The sequence below is a fragment of the Streptomyces sp. NPDC041124 genome (genome assembly GCF_055592385.1).
The window spans coordinates 330,980-344,554 of record NZ_JBVIYR010000002.1 but is presented as its reverse complement, the minus strand read 5'-3'; the positions used below and the strand labels follow the sequence as shown (position 1 = coordinate 344,554).

The following is a 13,575-nucleotide window of genomic DNA, read 5'->3' as shown; positions in this document are numbered from 1 at the left end:
CTCCGGAACTCATGTCCGCTCCGGGGCGGGCGGCCAGGTCAGGCGGGGTCGACCTCGCGCAGCAGCCCCGACTTCACGTCGAAGACGAATCCCCGCACGTCGTCGGTGTGCAGCAGGAACGGGGAGGTGCGCACCCGCTGCATCGACTGGCGCACGTCCTGGTCGACGTCCCGGAAGGCCTCCACGGCCCAGGCGGGGCGCTGGCCCACCTCCATCTCCAGGTCGTGCCGGAACTCCTCGGTGAGGGATTCCAGACCGCAGTTGGTGTGGTGGATGAGGACGACGCTGCGGGTGCCGAGCGCCCGCTGGCTGATGGTCAGCGAACGGATCACGTCGTCGGTGACGACGCCGCCCGCGTTGCGGATGGTGTGGCAGTCGCCGAGCGAGAGGCCCAGCGCGTCGTGGAGGTCCAGGCGTGCGTCCATGCAGGCGACCACGGCCACGTGCAGTACCGGACGGGCGTCCATGCCGGGGTCGGTGAAGGCGGCCGCGTACTGCTCGTTGGCCTCGACCAGGCGGTCGGTGACCGAGCCGGGGGCGGCGTTCGCGGAGCCTGCGGGAACCGATGCGGAAGTCGTCATACTCATGACGGTAATGGTCAGCAGGGTGCCGGGCCCGTTGTGAGACGGGACAAAGAACCTCAGAGATCCTTGTTGTGAGGTAATCCACAGGAGTGGTGTGACTCCCTTCCCACGGGTGATCCGCCCGCTGCGTCTCCTGCCCCGTCGCGCGGTCCGCGACGCGCAGGCCGGTTGATTGACCGGGCGGGGGCGTGGACTAAAGTGACGCCCGGCGGGAGACGAGACTGCCCGCCGCACCGATGTCCCCCGGAGGCCCCGGCCACGACCAGGGGATCTCCCCGCGTGCGTGGAGCATGCGTACGGCTCGGCCTCCTCCCGCCGCCGCTCGGCCGACGCGCCTTCCGGCGCCGGCCGCCCCTTCCCACCGGGGGAGGGCGGGGACCCGGCGGTGCGTGACGCCGCGCCGGATCTGAGAGGGCCCCTTGAGTCACAGTCGACACGTCCCGGTGATGCTCCAGCGGTGCCTGGACCTGTTGGCGCCCGCCCTGGAGCGGCCCGGATCGGTGGTGGTCGACTGCACCCTCGGCCTCGGCGGCCACAGCGAGGCCCTGCTCCAGCGGTTCCCCGAGGCCCGGCTCGTCGCCCTGGACCGCGACAGGGAAGCCCTGCGCCTGTCCGGCGAACGGCTCGCCCCCTTCGGCGAGCGGGCCACCCTGGTGCACGCCGTCTACGACGAGCTCCCCGACGTGCTCGACCGCCTCGGGATCCCGCGCGTCCAGGGCGTCCTGTTCGACCTCGGGGTCTCCTCCATGCAGCTCGACGAGGCCGGACGCGGCTTCGCCTACGCCCAGGACGCCCCGCTCGACATGCGCATGGACCAGACCACCGGGGTCAGCGCCGCCGAGGTCCTCAACACCTATCCGCCCGGCGAGCTGGTCCGCATCCTGCGCGCCTACGGCGAGGAGAAGCAGGCCAAACGGATCGTGGCCGCCGTCGTGCGCGAGCGCGGGAAGGAGCCGTTCACCACCAGCGCGCGCCTGGTCGAGCTGATCCGTGACGCGCTGCCGCAGGCCGCCAAGCGCACCGGCGGCAACCCCGCCAAGCGCACCTTCCAGGCCCTGCGGATCGAGGTCAACGGCGAGCTGTCGGTGCTGGAGCGGGCGATCCCGGCGGCCGTGAAGGCCCTCGACGTCGGCGGGCGGATCGCCGTGCTGGCGTACCACTCGCTGGAGGACCGCCTCGTCAAGCAGGTCTTCGCGGCCGGCGCCGCCACCACCGCCCCGCCCGGACTGCCGGTCGTCCCCGAGCAGTACCAGCCCCGGCTCAAGCTGCTCACGCGCGGTGCCGAACTTCCCACCGAGGAGGAGATCGCGGAGAACCGCCGCGCGGCACCCGCGCGCCTGCGCGGCGCCGAGCGGATCCGCGAGGACGTCGGCTGAGGCACGGACGGCGCGTGAGGCGGGTGACGCGCCGGGCACACGGTGGGACGAGCGAACCCAGGGGAGCGTGAGTGAGCAGGAAACCCGAACCGCGGGGACGGCCCGAGCTAAGGGGGCGGGCGGCCCGGCTCGCGCGGCTCCTGCCCACCGGCCGCGCCCAGGCGGCCCGCACCCCCTTCGTCCTCCTCGTCGTCCTGCTCCTCGGCGGTGGTCTGATCGGCCTCCTGGTGCTGAACTCGGCGCTCAGCGAGGGTGCCTTCCAACTCGACGACCTCCAGCGGGAGACCAAGGACCTCACCGACGAGGAACAGGCCCTGCAGCGGGACATCGACGCCTACTCCGCCCCCGACGCCCTCCAGCGCCGCGCCCGCGAACTCGGCATGGTGCCCGGCGGTGACCCCGCCTTCCTGGACGCCGACGGCAAGGTCAGGGGCGTGCCCAGCGCCGCCTCCGCCGTCCGCGCCCCCCTGGTCCTCGCCCCCGAGGCGCTGGCCACCGCGACGGTCCCGCCGCCCACCGCGGTGCCGAGCCCGTCGGCGGCCGCCCCCACGCCCTCCTCCGCATCGACCCCGACCCCCGGCAGGTGACGGACGTGTCCGACAGGCAACCGCCCCGCCGCCGGGTGCCCGCGCCCGCCAGGCCCGCCCGCCCGGGAGCCGTCCGGCGCCCCGGGCCCGGCGCCCGCCCGGCCCGGGGACCCGCGGGACCCCGGCCCGGGGCGCCCAAGGTCATCCGCCTGGGCAGCCCGCGCCCCCGGCTGCGCCTGATCGGCGTCGCCCTCACCCTCGTCCTGCTGGCCTTCGTCGTGAGGCTGTTCCAGGTGCAGGCGGTCGACGCGAGCACCTACGCCGGCAAGGCCGAACAGAACCGCTACGTCGGCCAGGTTCTGGCCGCCGAACGCGGCGAGATCACCGACCGCAACGGCGTGGCCCTCGCCACCAGCGAGGACGCCTACGACATCACCGCCGACCCCACCATGTTCGCCCCGGACGAGCTGGAGATCACCGACGGCCCCGAGCAGGCCGCGGCCCTCCTCGCCCCGATCCTGGGCACCGACCAGGAGGCGCTGGTCAAGAAGCTGCGCCCGGAGAACGAGGCCCTGCGCTACGTCAAACTGGCCGGCCGCCAGACTCCTCAGGTCTGGAACCAGATCAAGGAACTCAAGGGCGCCCTCGTCAAGAAGGCGGAGCACGACAACTCCACCGTCAACGTCCTGGCCGGTGTCTTCTCCGTGCCCACCAGCAAGCGGGTGTACCCCAACAACGAGCTCGCCGCCGGGATACTGGGCTGGGTGAACGCCGAGGGGGAGGGCGGCGGCGGCATCGAGCTCCAGCTGGACAAGCGGCTGGCCGGCCAGGACGGCAAGATCCGCTACGCCCAGTCCGGCGGCCGTCTGGTGCCGACCGCGGGCGGCGCCACGGAAACCCCGGCCGTGCCGGGCAGCGACATCGAGCTGACGATCCACCGCGACATCCAGTGGGCCGCGCAGAACGCCATCAGCGAGCAGGTGGAGGAGTCCGCGGCCGACCGCGGCTACGTCATCGTCCAGGACACCCGCACCGGCGAGGTCCTGGCCATGGCCAACGCGCCCGGCTTTGACCCCAACGACCTCTCCGAGGCCGTACCGGAGGCACTCGGTAACGCGGCCGTGCAGGACGCCTTCGAGCCCGGCTCCACGGCCAAGGTCCTCTCCATGGCCGCCGTCCTCGAGGAGAACGCCGCCACCCCCGGCACCCACGTCGTCGTGCCCAACCGGCTGCACCGCGGCGACCGGCTCTTCAAGGACGACATCGACCACCCGACCTGGTACCTCACGCTCAACGGCGTGCTCGCCAAGTCCAGCAACATCGGCACCATCCTCGCCACCGGCCAGCTCGGCAAGACCCAGGCTGAGGCCAACAAGGTCCTCTACGACTACCTGCGCAGGTTCGGCCTCGGCAGCCACAGCGGGCTCGGCTTCCCCGGCGAGACCAAGGGCATCCTCGCCCCGCCGGACACCTGGTCCACCTCGCAGCAGTACACGATTCCTTTCGGCCAGGGCGTGTCCATCAACGCCATGCAGGCCGCCTCCATCTACTCGACCATCGCCAACGGCGGCGTCCGGATCGAACCCACGCTCGTACGCGGCTCCAAGGGAGCCGACGGACGCTTCACCCCCGCCCCGAAGCCCAAGGAGACCCGGGTCGTCAGCGAGAAGACGGCGAAGACGCTCGCCCGGATGCTGGAGTCGGTCGTGGACGACGAGGAGGGCACCGGCACCAAGGCACGCATCCCGGGCTACCGGGTGGCGGGGAAGACGGGTACGGCGAACCGCGTGGATCCGGCCACCGGAAAGTACCGCGGCTACACCTCGTCCTTCGCCGGATTCGCGCCCGCCGACAAGCCCAGGATCACCGTCTACTGCGTCATCCAGAACGCCACCGAGGGCAGCTACTTCGGCGGCCAGATCTGCGGACCCGTGTACAAGAAGGTCATGGAGTTCGCCCTGAAGACCCTCCAGGTGCCCCCCACCGGCGCGGCCCCCGCCGCCCTCCCGGTCACCTTCAAACCCTGACCCGTACCGAGCACCGAGCCACCAGGAACCACCTCGTGACAACGATCACCCCCGAGCCGGGGAACCAGCACACCCCTCCCACCTCGCTTGGCCCCTCCGCGGCCGCGCCCGGTACGCTCACCGCCGTGCCACACGCTGATCAGTCCCACATCGCCCAGAAGGGTCACCCCGTGACATATCCGGGGCCGCCCCGCCCGGACCGGGTCTCCGCCACACCCCTCGCGGAACTCGCCGGTCAGCTGGGCGCCGCCGCCCCGGAGCGGGCAGCCGAGGTCACGGGCATCACCCATGACTCGCGCGCCGTCCGCCCCGGCGACCTGTACGCCGCCCTCCCGGGCGCCCGCGCCCACGGCGCCGACTTCGTCACCCAGGCCGCCGGCCTCGGCGCGGTCGCCGTGCTGACCGACCCGGCCGGTGCCGAGCGCGTCGCCGCCGCGGGACTGCCGGCCCTGGTGGTCGACGACCCGCGGGCCCGGATGGGCGAACTGGCCGCCACCATCTACGGGCACCCGGGGCGCGACCTGCTCCAGCTGGGCATCACCGGCACCTCCGGCAAGACCACCACCGCCTACCTGGTCGAGGGAGGCCTGAGGACCGTCCGCAGCACGGGACTCATCGGCACCGTGGAGATGCGCATCGGCGACGAGCGCATCAAGTCCGAGCGCACCACCCCGGAGGCCACCGACCTCCAGGCACTGTTCGCCGTCATGCGCGAACGCGGCACCGACGCGGTCGCCATGGAGGTCTCCAGCCACGCCCTGGTCCTCGGCCGCGTCGACGGCTGCGTCTTCGACATCGCCGTCTTCACCAACCTCAGCCCGGAGCACATGGAGTTCCACTCCGGGATGGAGGACTACTTCCAGGCCAAGGCGCAGCTGTTCACGCCCGCCCGCAGCCGCCTCGGCGTGGTCAACGTGGACGACGAGTACGGCCGCCGCCTCGTCAAGGAGGCCGGTGTCCCGGTCGTCACCTACTCCGCCGAGGGCCACCCCGACGCGGACTGGCGCGCCGAGGACGTCGAGGTCGGCCCGCTGGACTCGACGTTCACCGTGGTCGGCCCGGAGGGCGAGCGGATCACCGCCCGCTCCCCGCTGCCGGGTCCCTTCAACGTGGCCAACACCCTGGCCGCGATCGCCGCCCTCGCCGCCGCCGGACTCGACCCGCAGGCCGCCGCCGACGGCGTCGCCGCCGTACCGGGGGTGCCGGGCCGGCTGGAGCGCGTGGACGCCGGACAGCCCTACCTCGCGGTGGTCGACTACGCCCACAAGACCGACGCCGTGGAATCGGTGCTGCGCGCCCTGCGCAAGGTCACCGAGGGCCGGGTGCACATCGTGCTCGGCTGCGGCGGCGACCGCGACGTCACCAAACGGGAGCCGATGGGCGCGGCCGCCGCCCGGCTCGCCGACACCGCCGTACTGACCTCCGACAACCCCCGCTCCGAGGACCCCCTCGCGATCCTCGCCTCCATGCTCCAGGGCGCCGCCTCGGTGCCCGCCCACGAGCGCGGTGAGGTGGCGGTCTTCGAGGACCGGGCCGCCGCGATCGCCGCCGCCGTGGCCCGGGCGCGGCCCGGCGACACCGTGCTGGTCGCGGGCAAGGGCCACGAGCAGGGCCAGGACATCGCCGGGGTGGTGCGTCCCTTCGACGACCGCCAGGTGCTGCGCGAAGCCATCAAGAAGACCCAGGGATGAACTTGTGATCGCCCTCTCCCTCGCCGAGATCGCAGAAGTCGTCGGCGGGCAGACGCACGACATACCGGACCCGTCCGTCCAGGTCACCGGGCCGGTGGTCCGGGACTCGCGGGAGGCGGGTCCCGGCAGCCTGTTCGTCGCCTTCGTCGGCGAGCGCGTGGACGGACACGACTACGCGGCCGCGGTCGTCGAGGCGGGCGCGGCCGCGGTGCTGGCCTCCCGGCCCGTCGGTGTGCCCGCGATCGTCGTCGAGGACGTCCAGGCGGCGCTCGGCGCCCTCGCCCGGCACGTCGTCGGCCGGCTCGGCGCCACCCTCGTCGCGCTCACCGGCTCGGCCGGCAAGACCAGTACCAAGGACCTCATCGCGCAGGTGCTGGGCAGCAGCGCGCCGACCGTCTTCACCCCCGGCTCCCTGAACAACGAGATCGGGCTGCCGCTGACCGCGCTCACCGCCACCGAGGAGACGAAGTTCCTCGTGCTGGAGATGGGAGCGCGGGGAATCGGCCACATCCGCTACCTCACCGGTCTGACCCCGCCGAAGGTCGGCCTGGTCCTGAACGTCGGCTCCGCCCACATCGGCGAGTTCGGCGGCCGGGAGCAGATCGCCCAGGCCAAGGGCGAGTTGGTGGAGTCCCTGCCCCCGGCCGAGGAGGGGGGCGCCGCGATCCTCAACGCGGACGACCCCTTCGTCCGGGCCATGGCCTCCCGCACGAAGGCAAAGGTGATCCTCTTCGGGGAGTCCGGCGAAGCGGACGTTCGGGCTGAGAACGTGCGACTCACGGACAGCGGACAGCCCTCCTTCAGGCTTCACACACCCTCCGGTGCATCCGATGTGACCATGCGCCTGTACGGTGAGCATCACGTGTCGAACGCGCTCGCCGCGGCCGCCGTCGCCCACGAGTTGGGCATGTCCGCTGACGAGATCGCCCGTGCGCTCTCCGAGGCGGGCTCCCTCTCCCGCTGGCGGATGGAGGTCACCGAGCGCCCGGACGGCGTGACGGTCGTCAACGACGCCTACAACGCGAACCCCGAGTCCATGAAGGCAGCGCTGCGCGCGCTGGCGGCCATGGGCAAGGGACGCAGGACGTGGGCGGTGCTCGGCAAGATGGCCGAGCTCGGGGACGAGGCGCTCGCCGAGCACGACGCGGTCGGACGGCTCGCCGTCCGGCTCAACGTCAGCAAGCTCGTCGCGGTCGGGGGCAGGGAAGCCGCCTGGCTGCAACTGGGCGCATATAACGAGGGTTCGTGGGGTGAGGAGTCGGTGCACGTGTCCGACGCACAGGCGGCGGTCGACCTGTTGCGCAGCCAATTGCGCCCGGGGGATGTCGTACTCGTGAAGGCGTCCCGTTCGGTCGGGCTCGAGAGGGTGGCGCAGGCGCTGCTCGAGACCGGTGCCGAGGGTGAGGTCGCGGCCCGATGATGAATCAGATCCTGTTCGCGGGAGTCATTGGTCTCTTCCTCACCCTGATCGGCACCCCGCTGCTGATCAAGCTGCTCGCCCGCAAGGGGTACGGGCAGTACATCCGCGACGACGGCCCGCGCGAGCACGCCAGCAAGCGCGGTACGCCGACGATGGGCGGCATCGCCTTCATCCTGGCGACGCTCGCCGCCTACTTCCTGTCCAAGGTGATCACCGGCAAACCCCCGACCTTCTCGGGACTGCTGGTGCTCGGCCTCATGGTCGGCATGGGCATGGTCGGCTTCCTGGACGACTACATCAAGATCGTCAAGCGGCGTTCGCTGGGTCTGCGGGCCAAGGCGAAGATGGCCGGCCAGCTGATCGTCGGCATCGCCTTCGCGGTGCTCTCCCTGCAGTTCGCGGACTCCCGCGGCCAGACGCCGGCGTCCACCAAGCTGTCGTTCATCACCGACTTCGGCTGGACCATCGGCCCGGTGCTGTTCGTCGTCTGGGCGCTGTTCATGATCCTCGCCATGTCCAACGGCGTGAACCTGACCGACGGTCTGGACGGCCTGGCGACCGGCGCCTCCGTCCTGGTCTTCGGCGCCTACACCTTCATCGGCGTCTGGCAGTTCCAGGAGTCCTGCGCCAACGGCGACACGCTGACCAACCCGGGTGCCTGCTACGAGGTGCGCGATCCGCTGGACCTCGCGGTCGTCGCCTCCGCCCTGATGGGTTCCTGCCTCGGCTTCCTGTGGTGGAACACCTCACCGGCCAAGATCTTCATGGGCGACACCGGTTCGCTGGCGCTCGGCGGCGTGCTCGCGGGTCTCGCGATCTGCTCCCGCACCGAGCTGCTGCTGGCCATCCTCGGCGGTCTGTTCGTCCTCATCACCATGTCGGTGGTCATCCAGGTCGGCTCGTTCCGGCTCACCGGTAAGCGGGTCTTCCGGATGGCGCCACTCCAGCACCACTTCGAACTCAAAGGCTGGTCCGAAGTCCTCGTGGTGGTCCGCTTCTGGATCATCCAGGGCATCTGTGTGATCGTCGGACTCGGCCTCTTCTACGCGGGATGGGCAGCGGACAAGTGACCGACTGGCAGGGGAAGCACGTCACCGTCGCCGGCCTCGGCGTCTCCGGAGTCCCGGCGGCCAGGGTGCTGCACGGGCTCGGCGCGAAGGTCACCGTCGTCAACGACGGGGACGACCCACGCGCCCGGGAGCAGGCCGCCGCACTGGAGGCGCTCGGCGTCAATGTGCGCCTCGGCGACGGCACTGCATCCGACAGCGGCCCCGCCGCGGACCTGCCCGACGGCACCGAGCTGATCGTCACGGCCCCGGGCTGGAGGCCGGACAAGCCGCTCTTCGCGGCGGCGGACGCGGCCGGGGTGCCGGTGTGGGGCGACGTCGAACTCGCCTGGCGGCTCAGGAAGCCCGGCGCGGCCCCCTGGCTCGCGGTCACCGGTACCAACGGCAAGACCACCACCGTCCAGATGCTCGCCTCCATCCTGAAGGCGGCGGGCCTGCGCACCGCGGCCGTCGGCAACATCGGCGTCTCCCTGCTCGACGCGGTGCTCGGCGAGGAGGAGTACGACGTGCTCGCCGTGGAGCTGTCCAGCTACCAGCTCCACTGGGCGCCCTCGCTGCGCGCCCACTCCGCCGCCGTGCTCAACCTCGCCCCGGACCACCTCGACTGGCACGGCTCCATGGAGGCGTACGCGAGGGACAAGGGCCGCGTCTACGAGGGCAACCGCGTCGCCTGCGTCTACAACCTCGCGGACAAGGCCACCGAGGACCTGGTCCGTGACGCCGACGTCGAGGAGGGCTGCCGGGCGGTCGGTTTCACCCTCGGCACCCCTGGCCCCTCCCAACTCGGCGTCGTGGAGGGCATCCTGGTCGACCGCGCCTTCGTCGAGGACCGGCACAGGAACGCACAGGAACTCGCCGAGGTCTCCGACGTCAGGCCCCCGGCCCCGCACAACATCGCCAACGCCCTCGCGGCCGCCGCCCTCGCGCGGGCCTACGGGGTGCCCGCGAGCGCCGTACGGGACGGCCTGCGGGCCTTCACCCCGGACGCGCACCGCATCGCGCACGTCGCGGACGTGGACGGCGTCGCCTGGGTCGACGACTCCAAGGCCACCAACACCCACGCCGCCGAGGCCTCGTTGGCCGCCTACGAGTCGATCGTGTGGATCGCCGGCGGCCTCGCCAAGGGGGCCGCCTTCGACGAGCTGGTCGCGGCCTCGGCGAAGCGGCTGCGGGGTGCCGTGCTGATCGGCAGGGACCGTGCCCTGATCCGCGAAGCCCTCGCGCGACACGCCCCGGAGGTACCCGTCGTCGACCTCGACCGGACCGACACTGGGGCGATGCTCGAGGCTGTCCAGGAGGCGAAACGGCTCGCACGGCCCGGCGACACGGTACTGCTGGCCCCCGCCTGCGCCTCGATGGACATGTTCGCCAACTACAACCAGCGCGGTGACGCGTTCGCACAGGCGGTGCGCGAGCTCGGCGCCTGACCCCCGGCCCGCCTGGCGCCGGGCGACCTTGGGAGGGACGCGTGGGACCGTCCAGAGCCGGTTGTCCGGCGTACGGGGGAGGCCGTGATGCCCAGTAGCCGTACCGGCCGGCCGCCGGTGCGGCGGGCCGCGCGCCGGCCCGTCGTGCCCGGACCGGCGCGTGAGAACCCCCTGCGCACCCTGGTCGTCCGGGCCCGCAGGGCCTGGGACCGGCCGCTGACCGCCTACTACCTGATCCTGGGCGGCAGTCTGCTCATCACCGGGCTCGGTCTGGTGATGGTCTACTCGGCCTCCCAGATCACGGCGCTGCAGATGTCGCTGCCGGGTTCCTACTTCTTCCGCAAGCAGTTGCTGGCCGCGGGCATCGGCGCGGTGCTGCTGTTCGCGGCCTCCCGGATGCCGGTGAGGCTGCACCGCGCGCTGGCCTACCCGATCCTCGCGGGCGCCGTCGTCCTGATGGCCCTGGTGCAGGTGCCGGGGATAGGGGTCGCGGTCAACGGCAACCAGAACTGGATCGCCCTCGGCGGCTCCTTCCAGCTCCAGCCCAGCGAGTTCGGCAAGCTCGCCCTGGTGCTGTGGGGTGCCGATCTGCTGGCCCGCAAGCAGGACAAGCGGCTGCTGACCCAGTGGAAGCACATGCTGGTGCCGCTGGTCCCGGCCGCTTTCATGCTGCTCGGGCTGATCATGCTCGGTGGCGACATGGGCACGGCCATCATCCTGACGGCGATCCTCTTCGGCCTGCTGTGGCTGGCGGGGGCGCCGACCCGGCTGTTCGTCGGCGTGCTGTCGGTCGCCGCGGTGCTCGGCGCGATCCTCATCCGCACCAGCCCCAACCGCATGGCCCGGCTGGCCTGTCTCGGCGCCACCGAGCCCCAGGCGGGCCCGGTCGACTGCTGGCAGGCCGTGCACGGCATCTACGCCCTCGCCTCCGGCGGTATCTTCGGCTCCGGACTCGGTGCGAGCGTGGAGAAATGGGGCCAACTTCCCGAAGCGCACACCGACTTCATCTTCGCCATCACCGGTGAGGAACTGGGCCTGGCGGGGACGCTGTCGGTGCTCGCCCTGTTCGCGGCTCTAGGCTATGCGGGTATCCGCGTGGCCGGACGCACGGAGGACCCCTTCGTGAGGTACGCCGCGGGAGGCGTGACCACCTGGATCACGGCCCAGGCCGTGATCAACATCGGTGCGGTGCTCGGCCTGCTGCCGATCGCCGGTGTCCCGCTCCCGCTGTTCTCCTACGGAGGGTCCGCCCTGCTGCCGACCATGTTCGCCATCGGGCTGCTGATCGCGTTCGCGCGTGAGGACCCCGCTGCGCGGATGGCGCTTGCGATGCGGCAACCCCGCTTTGGTAAAAAGCGGGTAAGGGGCTCTCAGGGGTCCCGCAGATGGAACACGATGCGACGGCGCGCCCCAGTGGCGCGTCCGTCCGGAGAGCGGTGAATTTCGGTGCATGTCGTACTCGCCGGCGGAGGAACCGCGGGCCATATCGAGCCCGCGCTCGCCCTCGCGGATGCCCTGCGCAGGCATGATCCGGCCGTGGGCATCACGGCCCTGGGCACGGAACGCGGCCTCGAGACCCGTCTCGTACCCGAGCGCGGGTACGAACTGGCGCTGATTCCCGCCGTACCGCTGCCACGCAAGCCCACCCCCGAGCTGATCACCGTCCCGGGACGGCTGCGCGGCACCATCAAGGCGACCGAGCAGATCCTGGAGCGCACCAAGGCGGACGCCGTGGTCGGCTTCGGCGGCTACGTGGCCCTGCCCGGCTACCTGGCGGCCAAGCGGCTCGGTGTGCCGATCGTGGTCCACGAGGCCAACGCCCGCCCGGGGCTGGCCAACAAGATCGGCTCGCGCTACGCGGCCCAGGTCGCCGTCTCCACGCCGGACAGCAAGCTGCGCAACTCCCGCTACATCGGCATCCCGCTGCGCCGCTCCGTGGCCACCCTGGACCGTGCGGCGATGCGTCCGCAGGCGCGCGCCGCGTTCGGGCTCGACCCCAACCTGCCGACGCTGCTGGTCTCCGGCGGCTCGCAGGGCGCCCGCCGGCTCAACGAGGTCGTGCAGCAGGTCGCTCCGTGGCTCCAGCAGGCCGGGATCCAGATCCTGCACGCGGTCGGCCCGAAGAACGAACTGCCGCAGGTGCAGCAGATGCCGGGAATGCCGCCTTACATCCCGGTAAGTTACCTGGACCGGATGGACCTCGCGTACGCCGCCGCGGACATGATGCTCTGCCGCGCCGGCGCGATGACCGTCGCCGAGCTCTCCGCCGTCGGACTTCCGGCCGCCTACGTCCCGCTGCCCATCGGCAACGGCGAACAGCGGCTCAACGCCCAGCCGGTGGTCAAGGCAGGCGGCGGACTGCTGGTCGACGACGCGGAACTGACGCCCGAGTGGGTCCAGCAGAACGTGCTGCCGGTGCTCGCCGATCCGCACCGGCTGTACGAGATGTCCCGCGCCGCCGCCGAGTTCGGCCGCCGGGACGCCGACGATCTGCTCGTCGGCATGGTGTACGAGGCGATCGCCGCCCGTGCCCACCGCTAGAGGCGCATGACGGAAGGGCAGGGAGCGTGGCCGGATCGACCACCGCGGAGCGCGGTGAACGCAAGCGGGAGTCGTCCGGCCCGCCGCCCGTCCGGCGGTTCGCCCGGCGGCGCCTTCGTCGGATCATCGCATCGGTGGTCGCCCTGGTGTTCCTCGGCAGCGGCGCGTTCTGGCTGCTGTACGGGTCCGACCTGGTGCGCGTGGAGCGCGTATCGGTGTCGGGAACCGCTGTCCTGACGGCGGCCCAGGTGCGCGAGGCCGCCGACGTCCCGCTCGGGGAGCAGCTGATCTCCGTCGACACCGGGTTGATCGAGGCCCGGATCGCGAAGGCGTTGCCCCGAATCGACACGATTGATGTGGTCCGTTCCTGGCCGCACGACATCACGCTGAAAGTGACGGAACGCACCCCGGTTCTTCTCGTCCACGAAGCAGGAAAGTTCATCGAAGTGGATGACGAAGGTGTCCGGTTCGCCACGGTTCCCAAGGCCGTCAAAGGTGTACCCGAGCTGAAAATGGAGATCCGGGGAAGCGGTCCGGCTTCGGCGAGCCTGCGCCGGTTCGGCGAGGAGCGGCTGGTGCGGGCGGCGGTGCGGGTGGCCGGCGCCCTTCCGGGCCCCGTGGCGCGGACCACCCGGAGCGTCAAGGTCCGTTCCTACGACGACATCTCGCTGGAGCTGGCGGACGGTCGCACGGTCGACTGGGGAAGCAGCGAGAAGGGTGCGGAGAAGGGCCGTACTCTCGGTGCGCTGATGAAAGCGGAGCCGCGCGCGCGGCACTTCGACGTCAGCGTTCCCACAGCCCCGGCGTCATCGCGGAGTTGACGGGTATCCGTGCAGGCCAGCACCCTGGTTGGGCAGCGCTACGGCTGATCACATAGGGTGAAAAGAAAAACGGGAGGTTCGGCGTGTTCGTTGA

Annotated in this window: 11 protein-coding genes; 10 read left to right on the top strand and 1 reads right to left on the bottom strand. The window is 71.6% G+C overall.

Annotated elements, in window-relative coordinates; genetic code table 11:
* Positions 1-38: 38 nt before the first annotated feature.
* The gene (locus ACZ6A9_RS05965) at positions 39-581 is read right to left on the bottom strand and encodes a beta-class carbonic anhydrase (protein ID WP_468979135.1); all 543 of its coding nucleotides are present in this window, start codon (positions 579-581) and stop codon (positions 39-41) included.
* A 422-nt stretch (positions 582-1,003) separates the two neighbouring features.
* Between ACZ6A9_RS05965 and rsmH the strand changes: the two genes are divergently transcribed.
* The 10 genes from rsmH to ACZ6A9_RS05915 all read left to right on the top strand — a co-directional run bounded on the left by rsmH (position 1,004) and on the right by ACZ6A9_RS05915 (position 13,481).
* The gene (gene rsmH / locus ACZ6A9_RS05960; RefSeq protein ID WP_468979132.1) at positions 1,004-1,960 is read left to right on the top strand and encodes a 16S rRNA (cytosine(1402)-N(4))-methyltransferase RsmH; all 957 of its coding nucleotides are present in this window, start codon (positions 1,004-1,006) and stop codon (positions 1,958-1,960) included.
* Between the two features lie 71 nt (positions 1,961-2,031).
* The gene (gene ftsL / locus ACZ6A9_RS05955; protein ID WP_468979130.1) at positions 2,032-2,547 is read left to right on the top strand and encodes a cell division protein FtsL; all 516 of its coding nucleotides are present in this window, start codon (positions 2,032-2,034) and stop codon (positions 2,545-2,547) included.
* Between the two features lie 5 nt (positions 2,548-2,552).
* The gene (locus ACZ6A9_RS05950; RefSeq protein WP_468979127.1) at positions 2,553-4,514 is read left to right on the top strand and encodes a penicillin-binding transpeptidase domain-containing protein; all 1,962 of its coding nucleotides are present in this window, start codon (positions 2,553-2,555) and stop codon (positions 4,512-4,514) included.
* 170 nt (positions 4,515-4,684) lie between these two features.
* Positions 4,685-6,205, top strand: coding sequence for a UDP-N-acetylmuramoyl-L-alanyl-D-glutamate--2,6-diaminopimelate ligase (locus tag ACZ6A9_RS05945; protein ID WP_468980649.1), 1,521 nt, complete (start codon positions 4,685-4,687; stop codon positions 6,203-6,205).
* Positions 6,206-6,209: 4 nt separating this feature from the next.
* Complete coding sequence (locus tag ACZ6A9_RS05940; protein WP_228968294.1) at positions 6,210-7,625, top strand: UDP-N-acetylmuramoyl-tripeptide--D-alanyl-D-alanine ligase; 1,416 nt, start codon at positions 6,210-6,212, stop codon at positions 7,623-7,625.
* Positions 7,622-8,695 (top strand): phospho-N-acetylmuramoyl-pentapeptide-transferase, encoded by a 1,074-nt coding sequence (gene mraY, locus ACZ6A9_RS05935; RefSeq protein WP_190095678.1) that lies wholly within the window; start codon positions 7,622-7,624, stop codon positions 8,693-8,695. Before ACZ6A9_RS05940 ends, mraY begins: the two co-directional genes overlap by 4 nt.
* Complete coding sequence (gene murD / locus ACZ6A9_RS05930; protein ID WP_468979122.1) at positions 8,677-10,119, top strand: UDP-N-acetylmuramoyl-L-alanine--D-glutamate ligase; 1,443 nt, start codon at positions 8,677-8,679, stop codon at positions 10,117-10,119. Before mraY ends, murD begins: the two co-directional genes overlap by 19 nt.
* An 87-nt stretch (positions 10,120-10,206) precedes the next feature.
* On the top strand, positions 10,207-11,559 hold the full coding sequence (ftsW, locus tag ACZ6A9_RS05925) for a putative lipid II flippase FtsW (RefSeq protein ID WP_468979117.1): 1,353 nt from the start codon (positions 10,207-10,209) through the stop codon (positions 11,557-11,559).
* A 6-nt stretch (positions 11,560-11,565) separates the two neighbouring features.
* Positions 11,566-12,660 (top strand): undecaprenyldiphospho-muramoylpentapeptide beta-N-acetylglucosaminyltransferase, encoded by a 1,095-nt coding sequence (gene murG, locus ACZ6A9_RS05920; protein ID WP_468979113.1) that lies wholly within the window; start codon positions 11,566-11,568, stop codon positions 12,658-12,660.
* Positions 12,661-12,686: 26 nt separating this feature from the next.
* Positions 12,687-13,481, top strand: coding sequence for a cell division protein FtsQ/DivIB (locus ACZ6A9_RS05915; protein WP_468979110.1), 795 nt, complete (start codon positions 12,687-12,689; stop codon positions 13,479-13,481).
* Positions 13,482-13,575 lie beyond the last annotated feature (94 nt).

What these genes read in the sequence shown, in the direction of transcription:
- mraY (WP_190095678.1), top strand. Translation starts at nt 7,622, where the DNA reads ATGATGAATCAGATCCTGTTCGCGGGAGTCATTGGTCTCTTCCTCACC.
- ftsW (WP_468979117.1), top strand. Translation starts at nt 10,207, where the DNA reads ATGCCCAGTAGCCGTACCGGCCGGCCGCCGGTGCGGCGGGCCGCGCGC.
- ACZ6A9_RS05965 (WP_468979135.1), bottom strand. Translation starts at nt 581, where the DNA reads ATGACGACTTCCGCATCGGTTCCCGCAGGCTCCGCGAACGCCGCCCCC.
- murD (WP_468979122.1), top strand. Translation starts at nt 8,677, where the DNA reads ATGGGCAGCGGACAAGTGACCGACTGGCAGGGGAAGCACGTCACCGTC.